The sequence below is a fragment of the Actinomadura chokoriensis genome (assembly GCF_039529475.1).
Taxonomy (GTDB): Bacteria; Actinomycetota; Actinomycetes; order Streptosporangiales; family Streptosporangiaceae; genus Spirillospora; species Spirillospora bangladeshensis.
Genome location: NZ_BAAAMW010000001.1, coordinates 275973 through 293972, shown reverse-complemented (window position 1 = coordinate 293972; position 18000 = coordinate 275973). Strand labels below are relative to the sequence as shown.

Here is an 18000-nt window from a genome sequence, read left to right as displayed (position 1 = left end):
AGGGGCGCGGCATGGACATGCCTATCCACGCCGACATCACGCTGAACGTGAACGGCAGAGAACACAGGCTCACGGTCGACACCCGCGCGTCCCTGCTGGACGTCCTGCGGGAGGACCTCGGCCTGACCGGTTCGAAGAAGGGCTGCGACCACGGCCAATGCGGTGCCTGCACCATCCTGCTCGACGGGCGCCGCGCCAACGGGTGTCTCGCGCTGGCCGTCGCCCACGACGGCGCCGACATCGTCACCGTCGAGGGCCTGGCGCAGGACGGGGAGCTCAGCCGCGTCCAGCGGGCCTTCATCGAGAACGACGCCTTCCAGTGCGGCTACTGCACGCCGGGCCAGCTCTGCTCCGCGACCGGCGTCCTGGACGAGGCGGCCCGCGGCTGGCCGAGCGCCGTCACCGCCGACCTGGCCTCCGCGCCGCCGCTGGACGACGCCGAGATCCGCGAGCGGATGAGCGGCAACCTGTGCCGCTGCGGCGCCTACGTCGGCATCGTCGCGGCGCTGCGCGAGGCCGCCGGGGAGCCGAACCGGGCGGCGGCCGACCCGCGCGCGGCGGCCCGGCAGGTCCGGGAAGGAGCGCGGGCATGAGGCCCTTCGCGTACGCGCGCGCGACCACGGCCGAGGACGCGCGGGCCGAGCACGGGGACGGCGCCTACTACCTCGGCGGCGGCACCAACCTCGTGGACCTGATGCGCCTCGGCGTCGAGGAGCCCTCCAAGCTCGTCGACGTGACCCGCCTGCCCTACGACCGCGTCGAACGGGACGCGGACGGGACGCTGCTCATCGGCGCCGCCGTCACCAACAGCGGCCTCGCCGCCGACCGGACGGTCCGCGAGGAGTTCCCGATGCTGGCGAAGGCCGTCCTGTCGGGGGCGTCCGGCCAGCTCCGCAACCTCGCGACGGTCGGCGGCAACCTGCTGCAGCGCACCCGCTGCCCGTACTTCCAGGACGCGTCCAAGCCGTGCAACAAGCGCGCCCCGGGCACCGGCTGCCCGGCCCGCGAGGGCGAGAACCAGAACCTTGCGATCCTCGGGCATTCGGCGGCGTGCGTCGCGACCCACCCGTCCGACATGGCGGTGGCGCTCATGGCGCTGGACGCCTCGGTCCGCGTGCTCGGCCGGGACGGCGAGCGGACGGTCCCGCTGGACGACTTCTACCGGCTGCCCGGCGACGAGCCGCAGCATGACACGACGCTCGACCGCGGCGACCTGATCACCGGGGTCGTGGTGCCGCCGCTGCGGATGCCGACGGTGTACCGCAAGGTGCGGGAGCGGGCGTCGTTCGCGTTCGCGCTCGTGTCGGTGGCGGCGGCGCTGGAGGTGCGCGGCAGCACGATCCAGGACGTCCGGCTGGCGCTCGGCGGGGTCGCGCACAAGCCGTGGCGGGCCCGGAACGCCGAGGACGTGCTGCGCGGCGCCGCCCTCACCGGGGAGGCGTTCGCCCGCGCCGCCGACGCCGAGCTGGCGGCGGCCGAGCCGCTGCGCCACAACGGCTACAAGGTGCCGCTCGCGCGGAACCTGATCGTGCAGACGCTGACCGAACTGGGGGAGAGGCCATGACGTACCGGCTGGAGAGCCGCGACAAGGTCACCGGGCGGGCGCGGTACGCCTACGAGTACCCGGTGCGGGACCCCGCCTACCTGTCGGCCGTCCAGGCGCACGCCGGACGCGGCGAGGTCGTGTCCGTGGACACCGGGTCGGCGCGCCGGCTGCCGGGCGTGCTGGCCGTCCTGTCCTGCGAGGACGCGCCCCGGCTCGCGGAGGCGGCGAGCGGCGAGCTGGCCGTCCTCCAGTCCCGGACGGTCTCCTACCGCGGCCAGTTCGTCGCGGCCGTCGTCGCCGAGACGCTGGAGACGGCGCGGGAGGCGGCGCGGCTCGTCCGCGTCGAGTACGCGGCCGAGGAGCCGGACGTGCTGCTCCGCCCCGACCACCCCGGCCTCTACGCACCCGAGCAGGTCAACGCGGGGATTCCCACCGACACCGAGATGGGCGACCCAGACGAGGCGTTCGCCGGCTCGGCCGTCCGGGTGGACGTCACCTACACGACCCCCGCCGAGCACAACAACCCGATGGAGCCGCACACCACCACCGCCCAGTGGAACGAGGACGGAACCCTCACGCTCTACGAGTCGACCCAGGGGCCGTCCAGCCACCAGCGGACGCTCGCGCAGATCTTCGGGCTGGAGAGGGACCAGGTGCGGGTGGTGTCGACGCACGTCGGCGGAGGGTTCGGGTCGAAGGGCACGCCGCGCCCCAACTCCGTCCTGGCGGCGATGGCCGCGCGGGAGGTGGGCCGCCCGGTGAAGTTCGCCGTGCCGCGCCAGCAGATGTTCGCGACCACCGGCTACCGCACGCCCACCATCCAGCGGATGCGGCTCGGCGCCGGCCCGGACGGGCGGCTCGGCGCGGTCATGCACGACGTGGTCGAGCAGACCTCCACGGTCGAGGAGTTCGCCGAGCAGACCGCCGCGCCCACCCGGGTCATGTACCGGGCCCCGCACCGGCGCACGACGCACCGGGTCGCCCGGCTGGACGTCCCGACGCCGTCCTGGATGCGGGCGCCCGGCGAGACGCCCGGCATGTACGCGCTCGAATCGGCCATGGACGAGCTGGCCGTCGCCGCCGGGATCGACCCCGTCGAGCTGCGCGTCCGCAACGACGCGGACCGCGAGCCGGAGAGCGGGCTGCCGTTCAGCTCCCGCAACCTCGTCGCCTGCCTGGAGGAGGGCGCCGACCGGTTCGGCTGGGAGGCCCGCGACCCGGCGCCGAGGTCGCGGCGGGTCGGCCGCAAGCTGCTCGGGACGGGCGTCGCCGCCACCACCTACCCGGCCCGCCGCAACCCCGGGCGGGCGACGGCGCGGGCGGAGCCGGACGGGACGTTCACGGTCCGGATCGCCGCGTCCGACATCGGCACCGGCGCCCGCACCGCGCTCGCGCTGATCGCCGCCGAGACGCTCAAGGCCGACCTCGACCGGGTGCGGATGGAGGTCGGCGACAGCTCCTTCCCGACCGCGTCCGTCGCGGGCGGGTCCAGCGGGACGGCCAGCTGGGGGACCGCCGTCGTGCGGGCCTGCGAGTCGCTGCGGGGCCGGCTCAACGGGGCCGTTGCCGGGGGGCGTGGGGGGTCGTCCCCCCACACGGAGAACGGCTCGGTCCCGCCGGAGGGGATCGAGGCGTCGGCCGACACCGCCGCCGAGCTGAGGGCGGAGGAGGAGTACGCCCGGCACGGCTTCGGCGCGCACTTCGTCGAGGCCGAGGTCGACATGGACACCGGCGAGGTCCGCGTCCCCCGCATGCTCGGGGTGTTCGCCGTCGGGCGGATCATCAACCCGGTGACGGCCCGCTCCCAGTTCATCGGCGGGATGACGATGGGCATCGGCATGGCGCTGATGGAGGAGAGCGTCATGGACGGGGAGTTCGGCGACTACCTCAACCGGGACCTCGCCCAGTACCACGTCCCGTCCTGCGCCGACGTCCGCGACATCGAGGCGGTGTGGGTGGAGGAGTCCGACCCGCACCTCAACCCGATGGGCTCCAAGGGCATCGGCGAGATCGGCATCGTCGGCGCCGCCGCGGCCGTCGGGAACGCCGTCGCGCACGCCTGCGGGGTGCGGGTCCGCGACCTGCCCATCACCCCGGCGAAGCTGCTCCCGCACCTGTGACGGCGGCCGTCCCCTGTGGAGGTCGGGATGACTGATTGAAAAGTTCACTATCAAGGTGATGTGCGTCACGCCGGTGGGTATCGATCACGTGCTCGGGGGCGCTCCCAACCCGCGAGGTGATCGCCGTGTACCAGCAGGTCCTCGATCCCGTCGCCGACTCGCTCGGCTGGAGTTCGCTCGTCGCCGCGCTGCCGCTCGCCGTGCTGTTCGTCCTGCTCGGGGGCGTCCGGATGCGCGCGTGGCTGGCGTCCCTGATCGCGCTGGCCGTCTCGCTGGCCGTCGCGGTCTGGACGTACGGCATGCCCGCCGGCCAGGCGTTCCTGGCCGGCACCGAGGGCGCCGCGTTCGGCTTCTACCCGATCCTGTGGATCGTCATCAACGCGCTCTGGGTCTACAACATCACCGTCACGACCGGCCACTTCGACGTGCTCCGCCGCTCGTTCGCGTCGGTCAGCGACGACAACCGGCTGCAGGCGGTGCTGATCGCGTTCTCGTTCGGCGCGCTGCTGGAGGCCCTCGCCGGCTTCGGCACGCCCGTCGCGGTCACGTCCGTCATGCTCATCGCCCTCGGCTTCCAGCCGCTCAAGGCCGCCGTCCTCGCGCTCACCGCCAACACCGCCCCGGTGGCGTTCGGCGCGATGGCGACGCCGATCCTCACCCTCGGCAAGGTCACCGGCGAGTCCAGCGACACGCTCGGCGCCATGGTCGGGCGGCAGACCCCGATCCTCGCGCTGTTCGTCCCGCTCGTCCTCGTCGCGATCGTGGACGGGAGGCGGGGGCTGCGCGAGACGTGGCCCACCGCGCTGTTCTGCGGCGCCGCGTTCGGGGTCGCGCAGTACGTCACCGCGAACTTCATCTCGGTGCCGCTCGCCGACGTCGTCGCGTCCCTGGTGTCGGCCGCCGCCGTCGTCCTGGTGGTCCGGCTGCGGCCGCGGCCGTCCGTGCGCCCCGCGCCGGTCGCCGGCGGCGCCGCCGACGAGCCGACGCCCGGGTTCGCCGCCCGCGCCGGGTCCGGCGGGGAGCGCGACTCGCGCGCCGAGATCGCCCGCGCCTACGCCCCCTACGCGATCATCATCGCGGTCTTCGTCATCTGCCAGATCGGCGCGGTCAAGGACCAGCTCGACAGGGCCACGCGGACGTTCTCCTGGCCGGGTCTCGACCTCGCCGACCCGACCGGCAAGCCGCTCAGCCTGCCGACGTTCAACTTCAACTACCTGACGACCCCGGGCACGCAGATGCTCGTCGCCGGGCTGATCACGATGGCGGCGCTCGGCGTCGGGTTCGGCAAGGCCCTGCGCGCCTACTGGACGACCCTCGTCCAGCTCAAGTGGGCGATCATCACCGTGATGGCCGTGCTCGCCCTGGCGTTCGTGATGAACGCGTCCGGGCAGACGGTCACGCTCGGCACCTGGATGGCCGGGGCGGGCGGCGCGTTCGCGGTGCTGTCACCGATCCTCGGCTGGCTCGGCACCGCCGTCACCGGGTCGGACACCTCGTCCAACTCGCTGTTCGGCGCCCTCCAGGTCACCGCCGCGCACAAGGCCGACCTCGACACCGTCCTGATGGCGGCCACGAACAGCTCGGGCGGCGTGCTCGGCAAGATGGTGTCGCCGCAGAACCTCGCCATCGCCGCCGCCGCGGTGGGCCTGGACGGCCGCGAGGGGGACATCTTCCGCCGCGTCGTCCTGTGGAGCCTGCTGTTCCTCGCCGGGATGTGCCTGCTGTCGGGCCTCCAGTCCACCGGCGTGCTCGGCTGGATGGTCCCGTGAGGCGCCGGCGCCGCTACTGGAGGTAGCCCTCCACCTCACCGGCGGGACGGACCTCGGCCTCGTCCGGGTTCTGTCCCGCCGCCAGCCGGGCCCGGCGCTGGCGCAGCAGGTCCCAGCACTGGTCGAGCGCCACCTCCAGGCGGCGCAGCCGGTCCTGCGCCTGCGCGTCGCCCGTCTCGGCGCGCTCGTGCGCCTGCCGGAGCGAGTGCTCCTCCTCGATGAACTCGTTGATACGGTCCAGAATCGCCTTCTCGTCCATGAAATCCGTCCGCTGAGGTTCATAAGATGCCGTCAGGTGAGAGCCTGGCATATACGGGGCCGCGCAGGTAGCGCGCGCCCCGGCCAAGGGCGAGGTGCGCACGGTATGACGATCTGGCGGATCACCGGTGGCGAGGGCGCCTCCGGGGCGGGGGAGCGCGCGGCTCCCCGCTACGACGTCGTCGAGCACGACACGCCGCTGCTGCACGTCGCCGCGGCCTCGTCCTCGCCCTGGCTGCGGATGAGCGGCGAGATCGACGTGTCCAACGCCCCCGCCGTCGCCGCGGCGCTGCACGCCGCGCAGGCCCGCGTGCCCGGGGACGTCCACATCGACCTGACCGGCCTCGCCTTCATGGACGTCGCCGGCCTGCGCGCCTTCACCGTCGCGGCCCGCGAGATGCACGAGCACGGCCGGCTGCTCGTCCTGCACACGGTGTCGCCGCACATCGACCGGCTGTTCCGGCTGATCGGCTGGCACACCTCGCCCGGCCTGGAGATCCACTGCCGCCCGCGGGTGTGAGCGGGTCATCGCACCACCACGCCCGCGCCTCGGCGCGGTAAACGATCGAGGAGATTGCGGACGGTCCCGCGAGGATCGGTGTATGACCTGTTTGACCCCCCAAACCACGGTTAGGAGGCATTTACAGCTCTCCGATTCCAGAGGGGGATCTCATGGCAAGGCGAAGAGAGCATGGAGAATCGCCGATGTCCGGCGAGGGCGCTGCGGCCGCGACCCCCGCTCAGGGCGCTGCGGCGGCTCCCCGCCGGGGCGCCAATGAGCCCGGCGAGCACGCGCTTTGGGAGGACCGCACGCGGGTCTTCCTGCAGCCCATCGCGGCACCGTCCATCCTCGGGCTGTTCGGATTCGCGGGCGCGACCATGATGGTCGGCGCCTGGCAGGCCGGCTGGTTCGGCAACGCCGCCACCCCGCTCATCCTGTGGCCGTTCGTGCTGTTCTTCGGCGGCCTCGCGCAGTTCCTGGCCGGCATGTGGGCCTACCGGGCCCGCGACGGCCTCGCCACCGCAGTGCACGGCATGTGGGGCGCGTTCTGGCTCGCCTGGGGGCTGCTGTTCATGCTGGTCAGCATCGGCGCGGCACCGGCCGCCCTGGCACCGACGCTCGGCACGGTCAGACAGGGATTCGCGTTCTGGTTCATCGCCCTCGCGGTGATCACCGGGTTGTGCGCGCTGGCGGCGCTCGGCGAGAACATGGTCCTGGCGATCCTGCTGGCGTGCCTCGCCGTGGGCGCCGGCTTCACCGCGGCGGGCTTCTGGGCTCCGTCGAACTGGTCCCTGGACGTCGGCGGCTGGCTGTTCGTCGCGTCCGCGGTCATCGCGCTGTACGCGGCGGCGGCCATGATGATGGAGAACACCTTCGGACGGACGATCCTGCCCACCGGCAAGTACCGCGTGGCCGGCAACGTCCCCGGCGGCCGGGGCATCCGCCCGCTGGAGTACCGGCACGGTGAGCCGGGGGTGAAGATCGGACAGTGATCTCCGGCGTTTCGCCTTGACATTCCCGTTGCCTTATCCTGGGCCGAGCCAGAGAGTCGGCCCGGAGGGGGAGCGGGAATGTCATCGGCGGTCCGGCGGACGTGGCGGCGCCTCGTCCAGTCCTACACCGCGCTGTGCGCGCGCGACGACGCGGCGAAGCACGGCGTCACCATTCCGAGCGGGATCTGGGCCTGCGTGAACTGCCACCAGCCGCATCTCGAACTGTCCTCGCTGCAGTACCACCTGCGCACCGAGCACCCCGGCGCGACCGCGGGCTGAGGCCCCGGGTCGCCCCCCGGTAATCTCCCGCGCTGAGCGCGGAGCGGCACCGGACGCGCGCGTCCGGTGTCTTCGCCTGTCTCGGCCCGTGCGCGCCCTTCCGCGGCGCCCGGCGCCTTCCGCCGTTTCGGCCGGGCCCATACCGCGCCGACCGGAGCCGGCGCGTCCCGACTTATTGGCAGGTCGCTAATAGCGTGTTACAAGTAACTCACCACTTATCGGGTCGGGGGCCTGGCACCGGGAGGGTCGCCGTGACGACACGCAGGAAGTTCCTTCGAGACGCGGGAGTGGTGGGCGCCGCCACCGCGGGCGCGATGGCCATGGGACCGGTCCCGGCGCGGGCCGCGAGCGGGCGGCGGGTCGCCGTCCTCGGCGCCGGCGTCGCCGGCCTCACCGCCGCGCACGAGCTGGTCGAGCGCGGGTTCGAGGTCGAGGTCTACGAGCGCACCGCCCTCGGCGGCAAGGCGCGCAGCATCTTCCCCGCGGGCACCGGGACGGGCGGCCGGCTGGACCTGCCCGGCGAGCACGGGTTCCGCTTCTTCCCCGGCTTCTACTTCAACCTCACCGACACCATGCGGCGCACCCCGTTCCCCGGCAACGCCAAGGGGACATGGGACAACCTCGTCCGCGCCGACGCGTACATGATGTCGCGGCAGGGCCGCCCCGACCTCACCATCCCGTTCCCCTTCCCGCTGCCGCCGCACTCGTCGATCTACGACACCACCAGCTTCCTCGCCACGATCACGTCCGGGCTCCAGACGATCGCCAAGCTGTCGCTGACCGAGGCCGCGTTCGCCGCGCAGAAGCTGCTCGTCTACGTCACCAGCTGCGACGAGCGCAAGCTCGGGCAGTGGGAGAACATCACCTGGGCCGACTACATCCGCGCCGACCGGTTCTCCGACGAGTACAACAAGTTCATCGCCGACGGGACGATCCGCAACCTCGCCGCCACCAAGTCCAAGGACGCGAGCACCCACTCCATCGCGATGGTCGGCGAGGCCACCGTGTGGAGCATCCTCGGGCTCGGCAACGAGCCCGGCGGGTCGGTCGACCGGGTGCTGAACGGGTCCTCGTCGGAGATGTGGCTCGACCCGTGGATCGCGCACCTGCGCGACCTCGGCGTCAAGTTCAACGTCGGGTACGAGGTCGACTCCCTCTCGGTCTCCGACGGGAGGATCACGTCCGCGGGCGTCAAGGGCAAGTCGCCGATCTCCGCCGACTGGTTCGTCGTCGCGATGCCGTGCGAGCGGGCCGTGACGCTGCTGAGCGACGCCGTCCTGCGGGCCGACCCGTCGCTGGCGAACATCCGGGGGCTGCGCACCGACTGGATGACCGGGCTCCAGTTCTTCCTCAAGAAGAAGCTGCCGCTCGCGGCCGGCCACGTCAACTACGGCGACTCGGCCTGGGCGGTCACGTCCATCAGCCAGGAGCAGTTCTGGAGGCGCGACTTCGCCACCTACGGCGACGGGACCGTCCGGGACTGCCTCTCCTCGATCATCTCCGACTGGTTCACGCCCGGCACCTTCAACGGGAAGAAGGCGTCGGAGTGCACGCCCGACGAGATCGCCGCCGAGACCTGGAAGCAGATCAAGGCCCACCTCAACGACAGCGGGGAGACGCTGCTCACCGACGCCGACCTGCACTCCTGGTTCCTCGACCCGGCGATCGTCCCGACCGGGAGCGGCGGCGTCACCAACGACACCCCGCTGTTCATCCAGCAGCCCGGGTCGTGGAGGCTGCGGCCGGAGTCCAAGACGAAGATCCCGAACCTGTTCCTGGCGGGGGACTGGGTGAAGACGCCGATCAACGTCACCACGATGGAGGGCGCGAACCAGGGCGGCCGGAAGGCCGTCAACGCGCTGCTGGACGCGGCCGGTTCGAGCGCCGGCCGGTGCGACGTCCACGAGCTGTACGAGCAGCCGCTGTGGATTCCGTTCAAGGCCAAGGACAAGCTCCGCTACGCGCTGCGGCTGCCGCACGAGTTCGACGTCCTCGACACCCGCTGGCCGGGGAGGTGACCCTACGGAAGGGCGCGGCGGGCGATCATCGCCGCGTGCAGTAACCGCAGGTCGCTCGGCCGGGCCGGATCGAGCCCGGTCAGCGCGCTGATCCGGCGGACGCGGTAGGCGACCGTGTTCGGGTGGACGTGCAGGGCCGCGCCCGTCGTCCGCCGGTCCAGGTCGCAGGCCAGGTACCGCTCCAGCGTGCGCAGCAGCTCCGGCTTCGGGTCGAGCGGCGCCAGCAGGGCGGCGAGCCCCGCGAGCGCGCCGCTCGGCCGGCTGAGCTGGTAGTCCAGCAGGACGTCGGTGAGCCGGTACAGGCCGGGCGGGCGGCCCGCCCGGCGGACCAGGTCCATGATCTCGGCGGTCTGCCCGACGGCGGCGGGGATCCCGGCGGGGCCGGTGATCTCCGCTGCCGCCGTGACCGGGGTGTCGGCGCACTTGGCCGCCCGCGCCACCAGGTCGTGCAGGACGTCCCAGCCCGCCGAGAACGGGAGCAGGGCCGTGCCGCCGGCGGCGTCCAGGGTGGTGAACGCGGGCTCGTCGGCGACCTCGTCCAGCACGGTCCGGACCCGGCGGATCTTGCGCCGGGTCGCGATCCGGGCGCGCTGGCCGGTGCCCGCCTCGTCCGGGTGCGGGGCGAACGCCAGCGTCAGCACCGCCCAGCGGGGCGCCGGGCGGTGCCCCGCGGTCTCCCCGGTCATCAGGGCGGTCATCAGCGCGTGCCGCCCGCCGTGCTCCTGGCTGTCGAGGATCTGCCGCACCTCCAGGTAGGCGGCGCTGACCGAGGAGATCAGCAGCCGCTGGAAGTCCAGGAAGTAGCCGAGCGCCTCCTGGAAGGCGGGCAGGTCGGACGGCTCCGCGCCCGCGGTCAGCTCCTCCCACGCCATCGCCGCGCCGATCTGGTACGCGGCGAGGATCGCGTCCAGCGGCACGCCCTCCTCGGCGCGCAGCGCCGCCGACTCGCGCTGGGCGCCGAACTCCCCGGGCCCGGCGGGGCGGCGCCGCTCCAGCACGTCCGCGAACTGGCGCAGGCTGTGCTGGACGATACCGGCGATGTCCCCGGCGACCTCCTCCTGCGGCAGTTCGGCGTAGACGGGCAGTTCGGCGAGCAGCCGCGCGAGCACCCGCCGGGTCAGCCGCGGAGCGCGGGCCCGCAGATGGGCCGCCATCGGCCGGCCGCCCATGCGCAGGGCCCGCATGCCACCGGTGTTGTCCAGCGTCACAACGGCTCCCGCAAGAGTCTGTTTTCACGCCAATTGAACGGTCTGTCCAGATTCTGGACGATCACGGCGACATCGTCCATGACGCCGGGAGTTGGCATGAAGCGTCTGTTGCACGGCATGGTCGGCGCACTCGTCCTCGCGGGAACGGCCTTCGCCGCCACCCCCGCCCAGGCGGCCCCACTGGCCGCCGGGGCGGAGTACGTGGCCCTGGGCGACTCGATGGCCTCCGGGCCGCTCATCCCGAACATCACCGGCCCGATCGGCTGCGGGCGGTCCACCCACAACTACGCCCACGAGCTCGCCGACGCGCTCGACGCCGACCTGACCGACGTCACCTGCAGCGGCGCCCGCACCAAGCACATGACCGAGTCGCAGAGCACCAGCGTCGCCGGTGTCGACACCGGTACCGTCCCGCCGCAGTTCGACGCCCTCACCGCGTCCACCACCCTCGTCACCCTCACCATCGGCGGCAACGACGTCGGGCTCGTCGGCATCGCCGAGGACTGCGTCAACCTCGACCCCACCGCCACCCCCTGCAAGGGCGAGTTCGAGGACGAGGTCGCGCAGAAGACCGCCGCCCTCGGTGCGAGCCTGAGCGCCGTCCTGGACGGTATCCGCGCCAGGTCGCCGAAGGCCCGCATCGTCGTGACCGGATACGGCCTCTACATCAAGCCGAACGGCTGCTGGCCCGTGCAGCCCGTCCTGCCCACCGACGCCAACTTCCTGCAGGGCGCCGTCAACGCCATGAACGGCGTCATCCGCGACCAGGCCGCCGCCCACGGCGCCACCTACATCGACCTCGTCACCCCGTCCGCCGGCCACGACGCCTGCCAGTCGGCGACCAGGCGCTGGGTCGAGGGCTACGTCCCGCTGAACCCGGCCGCCCCGCTGCACCCGAACGCGCGCGGCGAGGCCGCCTACGCCGCCATCATCGGCAACGCGCTGGGAGCGTAGGCTCCGGGGATGAACGAGGAGATGCGCGCCAACGTCGCCGCCTATGAGCAGACGGTCCGTTCGACCCTCGCCCTCGCGGCCACGCTCACCGGCGACGACTGGGACCGGCCCACCGAATGCCCCGGCTGGACGGTCAAGGACCAGTTGTCCCACCTGGTGGGCATCGAGCTCGATCTCCTCGGCGACCCCGCGCCCGACATCGACGTCCCCGACTTCGACCACGTCCGCAACGACTTCGGCCGGTCCCTGGAGGCGGCGGTGCACGTGCGCCGCCCCGTCCCGGGGCCGGCCGTCGCCGCGGAGCTCGCGGACGCCCTGGAGCGCCGCCTCGCCCAGCTCCCCACCCTGGACCCCCACCGCGTCGTCACGATGCCGGACGGCCGGGACGGCCCCTACTCCCGGCTGATGATGGTCCGCGCCATGGACTGCTGGACGCACGAGCAGGACGTCCGCCGCGCGACCGGCCGCCCCGGCAACCTCGACGCCCCGGCCGCGCACTGCTTCTGGAACCTGTTCGGCCCCGCCCTGCCCCTGATCGTCGCCCGCCGCGCCAAGGCCGCGCCCGGCGACTCCGCGACCTTCACGATCACCGGCCCGCCCGACGTCCGCGCGGCCGTCCGGGTGGACGAGAACGGCCGCGGCGCCCCGTCCGCCCCGGGCGATGCGACCGTCGAACTCGCCATGGACTGGGAGACCTACGTCCGCCTGACCGCGGGCCGCCGCACCCCCGACGAGGTGACCGTCCACGTCACGGGCGACGCCGCCCTCGCCGCCCGGATCCTTGCCGCCATGGCCATCACCCCCTGAATCTTTCGTCCCCAGGGCCGAACCGCGTTCGATCCGTGCTGATCAGCAGGGTTAGTATGCGGCGATCACATTTGGACCGTTCCGGGGGCGACTATGACGGAAGTCCACCACTTCTCCTACGGCCTGGTGACTCCGGTCGCCGCGTACCTGATGTCCTTCGTGGGCTCGCTGCTCGGGCTGATGTGCACGGCGCGGGCGCGGGCCACGACCGGCCGCTCCCGGGCCTCCTGGCTGGGCCTCGCGGCGCTGGCCATCGGCGGCACCGGCATCTGGGTGATGCACTTCATCGCGATGCTCGGCTTCAGCGTCCCGCACGCCGAGATCCGCTACGACGTGCCGCTCACCCTGCTGAGCTGCCTCATCGCGATCGCGGTCGTCGCGGTCGGGCTGTTCATCGTCGGCTTCGCCGGCAGCGGCACCCCGGTCATCGTCATCGGCGGCGCCATCACCGGCGTGGGCGTCGCGAGCATGCACTACATGGGCATGGCCGCCATGAACATGGCCGCCGACCTCGGCTACCGGTCGGGGCTCGTCGTGCTCTCGGTGGTGATCGCCGTGGTCGCGGCCACCGCCGCGCTCTGGTTCGCGCTCACGGTCCGCGGCATGTGGGCGACGGCCGGCGCCGCGCTGATCATGGGCGTCGCGGTGACCGGCATGCACTACACCGGCATGGCCGCCATGCGCGTCCGCCTGCACGGGCACGAGATGACGCCCACCGGCGCCAAGGCCGTCGACTTCATCCTGCCCCTCGTCGGCGGCGTCGGCGCGGTCGCGACCATCCTCCTCATCATCATCGCGATGGCCCCGAACGAGGACGAGCTGCGCATCGAGGCCGAACTCCAGGAGCGCCTGGAGGCCCGCCGCAACCAGCCGCGGCCGGCGCCGCCGTCCCCGATGGCCCCGTCCGACTCCCGCCCGCCCGCCGGTGAATGGTTCGGCGGCGGCGGTCCCACAGGTGGCGGCCCTGCCGGCGGAGCCCCCACGGGCGGCGCTCCCACGGGCGGTCCTCCCCACCCCTGACCCGGGCCCACGGCCCGCCCGGGGTTCAGCTCAGGAGGCCGAGATACTGCGCGAGCCGCCCCTGGACCTGCGTCAGCAGCTCCTCGTCCAGCACGCCCGTGCGGTCTTCGAGGGCCGACTTCATCAGCGGCTGCACGGCCGGGATGCGGATCCAGCACTTCTTGACGGCGCCGCCCTGGCCCCGGGAGAGCTGGACGTCGAACCGCGTCCGCCGCCGCGTCGAGCCCGACACGGGGCAGGCGAGGAGGAAGGGCCAGTCGGGGTCCCCGTTGGACTCGCCGCCGGTGACGACGACCACGGGGCGGCGCTCGTCGTGGACGTCCCTGCCCTCCTCGGGGATGAGCCGCAGCACCTTGTCGGGCACGAGGTAGACCCCGCCGGCCACGTACGGACCCGGCACTACTCCTCCAGGAGCCGTCGGGTCGCGTCGGCGCGGTGGTCGGCGAGGTGCTCCATCTCCTCGGCGAGGTCGTCGACCCCGCCGGGCTCGTCGCCGGGGAGCGGGTTGCGGGCGGCCCAGTCGCGCAGGCGCGCCAGCCCGGGCCCGAGGTCGGGGAAGGGCGCGCCGCCGGAGAGGTCGAGCCGCACCTCGCGCCTGCCCTGCCGGACGGCCTCCTGCATGGGCGGCGTCTGGTAGGCGAGGTCGCGCAGCTGGCTCGCCGACCAGTCGCCGAACTCCATCAGGACGCCGTCGACGATCGCGGTGAACTCGGCGTCGATGACGGTCTGCGGGGCGTCCAGCAGGTGGATGGTGTACTCGCACCTGCCGGTGAACGGGTCGAGGGTGTCGGTCACCTGGATGTGGCCCGCCTCCACCAGGTCGCGCTCGACCTCCTTCAGCCGGAGGCTGTGCGGCCCGTAGTGGCGCCACCGCCACTCCAGCCCGGAGCCGGGCGGGAGGCCCGACTCGACCGCGCGCAGGTCGGCCAGGTAGAGGAGCTTGGTGAGCTTGGTGCGGTTCACGCGCGTGCCATTGGCCCGGGCGGACGCCAGCAGGTAGGCGATGGCCGCCGCGGGCCCCCGGAGTGGCGCAGGAGCCGTCACAACGTCCAGTGTAGGTCCGCGGTTCAAGCTCACCACCCCCCTCCGTCAATCGAACACATGTTCGGCCATCCGATGTGCATTCCCATGGTGAACTAATCTGATGGTCGCCCTATGTATTCAGAATATCACTCAACGATGCAACCGCCCGTTGGCAAATCCTCGGCCGGCGGTCCCCGGTCAGCGGTGGCGGACGGCCTCGGGGAAGTGGGAGGCGAGGAGGTCGGGGGACTCCTCGCGGCCGTCCAGGACCCGGTTGGTGCGGTTCACGGCGCGCCAGCCGTCCTCCGTGCGGCGCAGGCGCCAGTGGTTGGCGGTGGCGCGGCGCAGGGTGAAGCCGTCCCGGTTGACGATCATGAGGGTGTAGCCGACGGCGGTGGCCTCGTCGCCGTCGAGGGTGACGTGCGGCGGGCCGACGACGTGCGCGCAGCCGCCCGCGATCCAGCGCTGGTGGTTGGCCGAGCGCACCATCGCCTCGATCTCCGGCCGCCCGGTCATCATGATCTCGTCCACGTCGTAGACGCCGCCGGGCTCCCACAGGGCCGCGACCTCGCCGGCGCAGCCGCTGTCGACGAGCGGGCCGTAGGACAGGATCAGGCGGGTGATCTCGCGCTCGTCCTCCAGGGCGCGGAGGCGCTCCTCCAGGGCGGCGAGACGGGACTCGACGGTCACAGCTCCTCCTCGAAGGCCAGTCCGTAGGCGTCCGCAAGGTCGCGCAGGGCCGCCATCTGCTCGCGGTAGTGCGCCGGGGACGTGGACGCGAACTTCACGCCGGCGATCGTGGCGCCCGCCTCGCGGAGCCTGGTGAGGGCCGTGCCGGCGGCCTCGGGGTCGGCCAGCGGGTCCAGCGGACGGGACGGCGCCAGCACCACCTCGAAACCGGGCGGGACGTCGGCGTCCCGCAGCATCTCGGCGAGGGTCTTCAGCGGGAGGCCGAACGGCACCCAGCCGTCGGCGGTCAGCGCGCGCCGCAGGGAGCGCCCCGACCGGCCGCCGATCCACAGCGGGACGCGCTCCTGGACGGCGTGCGGCTCCACCACCAGCCCGGAGAAGTCGTAGTGCGGGCCGTGGTACTCGGGGACGCGGCGCCCGAGCGAGGCCCGGAGGGCGGCCAGGGCGTCGTCGGCGCGGGCGCCCCGGCCGGCGAACGGGGCGCCGAGCAGGTCGAACTCCTCCTCCAGGCTGCCGACGCCGAGCCCGAGCACGAGCCGCCCGCCGCTGATCCGGTCGAGCGTCCCGTACCGCTTGGCGATCGCGAGCGGGTGGTGGTAGCCGAGCACGAGGACCTGCGTGGCGAGCCGGACGCGGGACGTCCGGGCGGCGAGGTAGCCGAAGGTGGCGAGCGGGTCCCAGTAGACGCCGCCGCGCTGCTCGGCGGCCTCGGCCGGGACGGCGACGTGCTCGCTGCAGGTGACATGGTGGTAGCCGAGCCGGTCGGCGGTCTCGGCGATCGCCGCGATCTCCTCGATCCCCGCGTCCCGCTCCCAGGCGGCGGCGCCGGGCGGCGGCTGCGCCGCCACCGGCGTGACGATCCCGATGCGCATCGTTGCTCCCCTCGTCGGCAGGAAAACGTTCTATCACGGATGCCGCAGCGTCCCGAGCAGCGGTTCCAGCATCGTAGGCTCCGCTGACCTGGAGTTACGGGCCCTCTTCACAGGACACCAAGCGGTTGCTACATTCCAGGTAACAAGAATTCATTTCAGTCGGTTCTGGGAGGTGCGATGACCGAGGCGATGGTGCACGGGGCAGCGGACGCACTGGCGTCGGACGCACTGTCGGCGGGGACGGTACGGCGGGAGTCGCCGCCGTCGATGATCGAGCGGATGACGCTGATCCTGGACGCGTTCAACGGGCCGACCGCCCGGCTGACGCTGGAGGACGTCGCGCGCCGCACGCGGCTGCCGCGCTCGACCGCGCACCGCATCCTGGACCAGCTCGTCAAGCAGCGCTGGCTCGCCCACCACTCGTTCGGCTACGGGCTCGGCCAGCGCGCCCTCGGGCTCGGCGGGCAGGACGGCGGGCACGGCAAGATCCGCGAGGCGGCGGCGCCGCTGCTGCACGAGCTGCAGGTCACCACCGGGCTCGTCGCGCACCTGGCCGTCCTGGACGGCGCCGAGGTCTTCTACCTGGACAAGCTCGGCGGGCGGCTCGCCGCGTCCGTGCCGTCGCGGGTCGGCGGGCGCGCCCCCGCGCACTGCACCGCGCTCGGCAAGGCGATGCTGGCGTGGCTGGAGCCCGAGCAGGTCGACGCGCTGCTCGGCGAGAACATCAGCCGGTTCACCAGCCGCACCATCGGCGAGCTGGGCACGCTGCACCAGGAGCTGCACCGCATCCGGCAGCGCCGCGGCCTGGCGTTCGAGCGCGGCGAGTCGTTCGCCGGCATCGCCTGCGTGGCGGCCGCGATCCGCAGCGCGGAGGGGCCGGTCGCCGGGATCTCGCTGGTCGGCGACATCCGCACGCCGCTGGAGAACGTCGCGCCGCTGGTGGTCACCGCGGCCCGCGAGACCTCACAGATCCTCTTCCCCGGGTCGGCGCCCGGCACCGAGCGCCCGCGCGGCCGCCGCGCCGGCGTCCGCCGGACGAGCGAGGAGTCGACATGGTCGTCCGAGACGATGAACCGGCTGCTCGCCGTCGACGGACGCGGCACCTGGATGTGACCCCGCGCCCGGCCGGGGGCGGGGCCGCCGGGTGCGGCGGGGCGTCAGCCCCAGCCCCACCGGTCCCCGAGCCCCCACGGGTCCGGGGCGATCGGCGCGTCCGGCTCGCCGACGCCGAACCGGCTGCGGAAGAACACCATCGGGCGCCGCCACACGCCGTTCCGGCTGTCGTGCCGCTCCACGTCCAGGACCCGCCCGATCACGACCTCGTGGTCGCCGGCCTCGTGGACGTCGTGGACGACCGCGTGCACGGCGAGCAGGACGTCCGGCAGCGTCGGCGCCCCCCACGCCGAGACGCCCCAGTCGAGCCCCTCGAACTTGGCGCCCCGGCTGGAGCCGAAGCGCTCGCACAGCTCCCGCTGCTCCTCGCCGAGCACGTTCACGCAGAAGTGCCCGGCGGAGCGGATCCGCGGCCAGGACCGGCCGCGCTTGTCCGCGCAGAACAGGATCAGCGGCGGCTCCAGCGACACCGACGCGAACGACTGGCAGGCGAACCCGACCGGCTCACCGCCGTCGACGGCGGTGATCACGGTGACTCCCGTGGCGAACTCGGCCATCGCCTTCCGGAACTCCGCCGGATCGGGGGCGGCGGCGTCGGAGGGCGCGGGGCCGGTGGCTGCGGTGAGCGCGGGCTCGGCTGGCATCTGTTCACCTCGGGGCTCGGTACGGGACGTGTTCCCTGTCGGGCAACGTCCTTTTCAACACCAACATGTCCATCAACAATGCCCAATAAGCGGCACTGTCCAATAAGCAGTGCGGACGCGTCGCCGGTCAAGTCGCCGGTGAGCCTGAAACGTAGGCATGCCCGGCAGGGGCGGCGCGTACCGAT

The 18000-nt window shown here is 73.0% G+C and carries 19 protein-coding genes; 12 read left to right on the top strand and 7 right to left on the bottom strand.

Translation table 11 applies throughout. The features are described from left to right. The first annotated feature begins 11 nt into the window (after nucleotides 1–11). The 4 genes from ABFX46_RS01415 to ABFX46_RS01400 all read left to right on the top strand — a co-directional run bounded on the left by ABFX46_RS01415 (nucleotide 12) and on the right by ABFX46_RS01400 (nucleotide 5435). Nucleotides 12–593, top strand: coding sequence for a 2Fe-2S iron-sulfur cluster-binding protein (locus ABFX46_RS01415; protein ID WP_428831204.1), 582 nt, complete (start codon nucleotides 12–14; stop codon nucleotides 591–593). Further along, nucleotides 590–1564 carry an FAD binding domain-containing protein gene (locus tag ABFX46_RS01410; protein WP_346039496.1) on the top strand — a complete coding sequence of 325 codons (975 nt, stop codon included), beginning with the start codon at nucleotides 590–592 and terminating at the stop codon, nucleotides 1562–1564. Before ABFX46_RS01415 ends, ABFX46_RS01410 begins: the two co-directional genes overlap by 4 nt. Next, the gene (locus tag ABFX46_RS01405; protein ID WP_346039495.1) at nucleotides 1561–3666 is read left to right on the top strand and encodes a xanthine dehydrogenase family protein molybdopterin-binding subunit; all 2106 of its coding nucleotides are present in this window, start codon (nucleotides 1561–1563) and stop codon (nucleotides 3664–3666) included. The genes ABFX46_RS01410 and ABFX46_RS01405 overlap by 4 nt, the downstream gene beginning before the upstream one ends. 125 nt (nucleotides 3667–3791) lie before the next feature. Beyond that, nucleotides 3792–5435, top strand: coding sequence for an L-lactate permease (locus ABFX46_RS01400; RefSeq protein WP_346039494.1), 1644 nt, complete (start codon nucleotides 3792–3794; stop codon nucleotides 5433–5435). 13 nt (nucleotides 5436–5448) lie between these two features. Here ABFX46_RS01400 and ABFX46_RS01395 read toward each other — a convergent pair whose 3' ends face one another. Beyond that, nucleotides 5449–5694, bottom strand: a complete 246-nt coding sequence (locus tag ABFX46_RS01395; RefSeq protein ID WP_346039493.1) for a DUF2630 family protein — start codon at nucleotides 5692–5694, stop codon at nucleotides 5449–5451. Between the two features lie 105 nt (nucleotides 5695–5799). Here ABFX46_RS01395 and ABFX46_RS01390 point away from each other — a divergent pair, with 105 nt between their 5' ends. From ABFX46_RS01390 to ABFX46_RS01375, 4 genes are all read left to right on the top strand, one after another. Beyond that, nucleotides 5800–6213, top strand: coding sequence for an STAS domain-containing protein (locus ABFX46_RS01390; protein ID WP_346039492.1), 414 nt, complete (start codon nucleotides 5800–5802; stop codon nucleotides 6211–6213). Nucleotides 6214–6398: 185 nt separating this feature from the next. Beyond that, complete coding sequence (locus ABFX46_RS01385; protein WP_346039491.1) at nucleotides 6399–7187, top strand: acetate uptake transporter family protein; 789 nt, start codon at nucleotides 6399–6401, stop codon at nucleotides 7185–7187. 78 nt (nucleotides 7188–7265) lie between these two features. Next, on the top strand, nucleotides 7266–7466 hold the full coding sequence (locus ABFX46_RS01380; RefSeq protein WP_131942561.1) for a hypothetical protein: 201 nt from the start codon (nucleotides 7266–7268) through the stop codon (nucleotides 7464–7466). A 251-nt stretch (nucleotides 7467–7717) separates the two neighbouring features. Beyond that, the gene (locus tag ABFX46_RS01375) at nucleotides 7718–9484 is read left to right on the top strand and encodes a hydroxysqualene dehydroxylase (protein ID WP_346039490.1); all 1767 of its coding nucleotides are present in this window, start codon (nucleotides 7718–7720) and stop codon (nucleotides 9482–9484) included. 2 nt (nucleotides 9485–9486) lie between these two features. Here the strand turns inward: ABFX46_RS01375 and ABFX46_RS01370 are convergent, their stop codons facing one another. Beyond that, on the bottom strand, nucleotides 9487–10692 hold the full coding sequence (locus tag ABFX46_RS01370) for a PucR family transcriptional regulator (protein WP_346039489.1): 1206 nt from the start codon (nucleotides 10690–10692) through the stop codon (nucleotides 9487–9489). Nucleotides 10693–10788: 96 nt separating this feature from the next. Here ABFX46_RS01370 and ABFX46_RS01365 point away from each other — a divergent pair, with 96 nt between their 5' ends. From ABFX46_RS01365 to ABFX46_RS01355, 3 genes are all read left to right on the top strand, one after another. Next, nucleotides 10789–11646 (top strand): SGNH/GDSL hydrolase family protein, encoded by an 858-nt coding sequence (locus ABFX46_RS01365; protein WP_346039488.1) that lies wholly within the window; start codon nucleotides 10789–10791, stop codon nucleotides 11644–11646. A gap of 9 nt (nucleotides 11647–11655) precedes the next feature. Next, entirely contained in the window at nucleotides 11656–12453 is a 798-nt protein-coding gene (locus tag ABFX46_RS01360) for a maleylpyruvate isomerase family mycothiol-dependent enzyme (RefSeq protein WP_346039487.1), read from the top strand. Nucleotides 12454–12546: 93 nt separating this feature from the next. Then, complete coding sequence (locus ABFX46_RS01355) at nucleotides 12547–13473, top strand: MHYT domain-containing protein (protein ID WP_346039486.1); 927 nt, start codon at nucleotides 12547–12549, stop codon at nucleotides 13471–13473. Nucleotides 13474–13498: 25 nt separating this feature from the next. On the opposite strand, the gene ABFX46_RS01350 is transcribed toward ABFX46_RS01355, so the two are convergent. The 4 genes from ABFX46_RS01350 to ABFX46_RS01335 form a co-directional block, all read right to left on the bottom strand. Beyond that, on the bottom strand, nucleotides 13499–13873 hold the full coding sequence (locus ABFX46_RS01350) for a type II toxin-antitoxin system PemK/MazF family toxin (protein WP_165965439.1): 375 nt from the start codon (nucleotides 13871–13873) through the stop codon (nucleotides 13499–13501). Continuing rightward, nucleotides 13873–14517, bottom strand: coding sequence for a Panacea domain-containing protein (locus ABFX46_RS01345; RefSeq protein ID WP_165965438.1), 645 nt, complete (start codon nucleotides 14515–14517; stop codon nucleotides 13873–13875). The genes ABFX46_RS01350 and ABFX46_RS01345 overlap by 1 nt, the downstream gene beginning before the upstream one ends. Before the next feature lie 177 nt (nucleotides 14518–14694). Then, complete coding sequence (locus ABFX46_RS01340; RefSeq protein ID WP_346039485.1) at nucleotides 14695–15186, bottom strand: nuclear transport factor 2 family protein; 492 nt, start codon at nucleotides 15184–15186, stop codon at nucleotides 14695–14697. Continuing rightward, nucleotides 15183–16058: a TIGR03619 family F420-dependent LLM class oxidoreductase gene (locus tag ABFX46_RS01335; RefSeq protein WP_346039484.1), complete on the bottom strand. Its 876-nt coding sequence runs from the start codon at nucleotides 16056–16058 to the stop codon at nucleotides 15183–15185. The genes ABFX46_RS01340 and ABFX46_RS01335 overlap by 4 nt, the downstream gene beginning before the upstream one ends. Nucleotides 16059–16235: 177 nt before the next feature. Here ABFX46_RS01335 and ABFX46_RS01330 point away from each other — a divergent pair, with 177 nt between their 5' ends. Further along, a complete protein-coding gene (locus ABFX46_RS01330) occupies nucleotides 16236–17171 on the top strand; it encodes an IclR family transcriptional regulator (protein ID WP_346039483.1) in 936 nt (311 codons plus the stop codon). 44 nt (nucleotides 17172–17215) lie between these two features. On the opposite strand, the gene ABFX46_RS01325 is transcribed toward ABFX46_RS01330, so the two are convergent. Further along, nucleotides 17216–17815: a flavin reductase family protein gene (locus ABFX46_RS01325; RefSeq protein WP_346039482.1), complete on the bottom strand. Its 600-nt coding sequence runs from the start codon at nucleotides 17813–17815 to the stop codon at nucleotides 17216–17218. Between the last annotated feature and the right edge of the window lie 185 nt (nucleotides 17816–18000).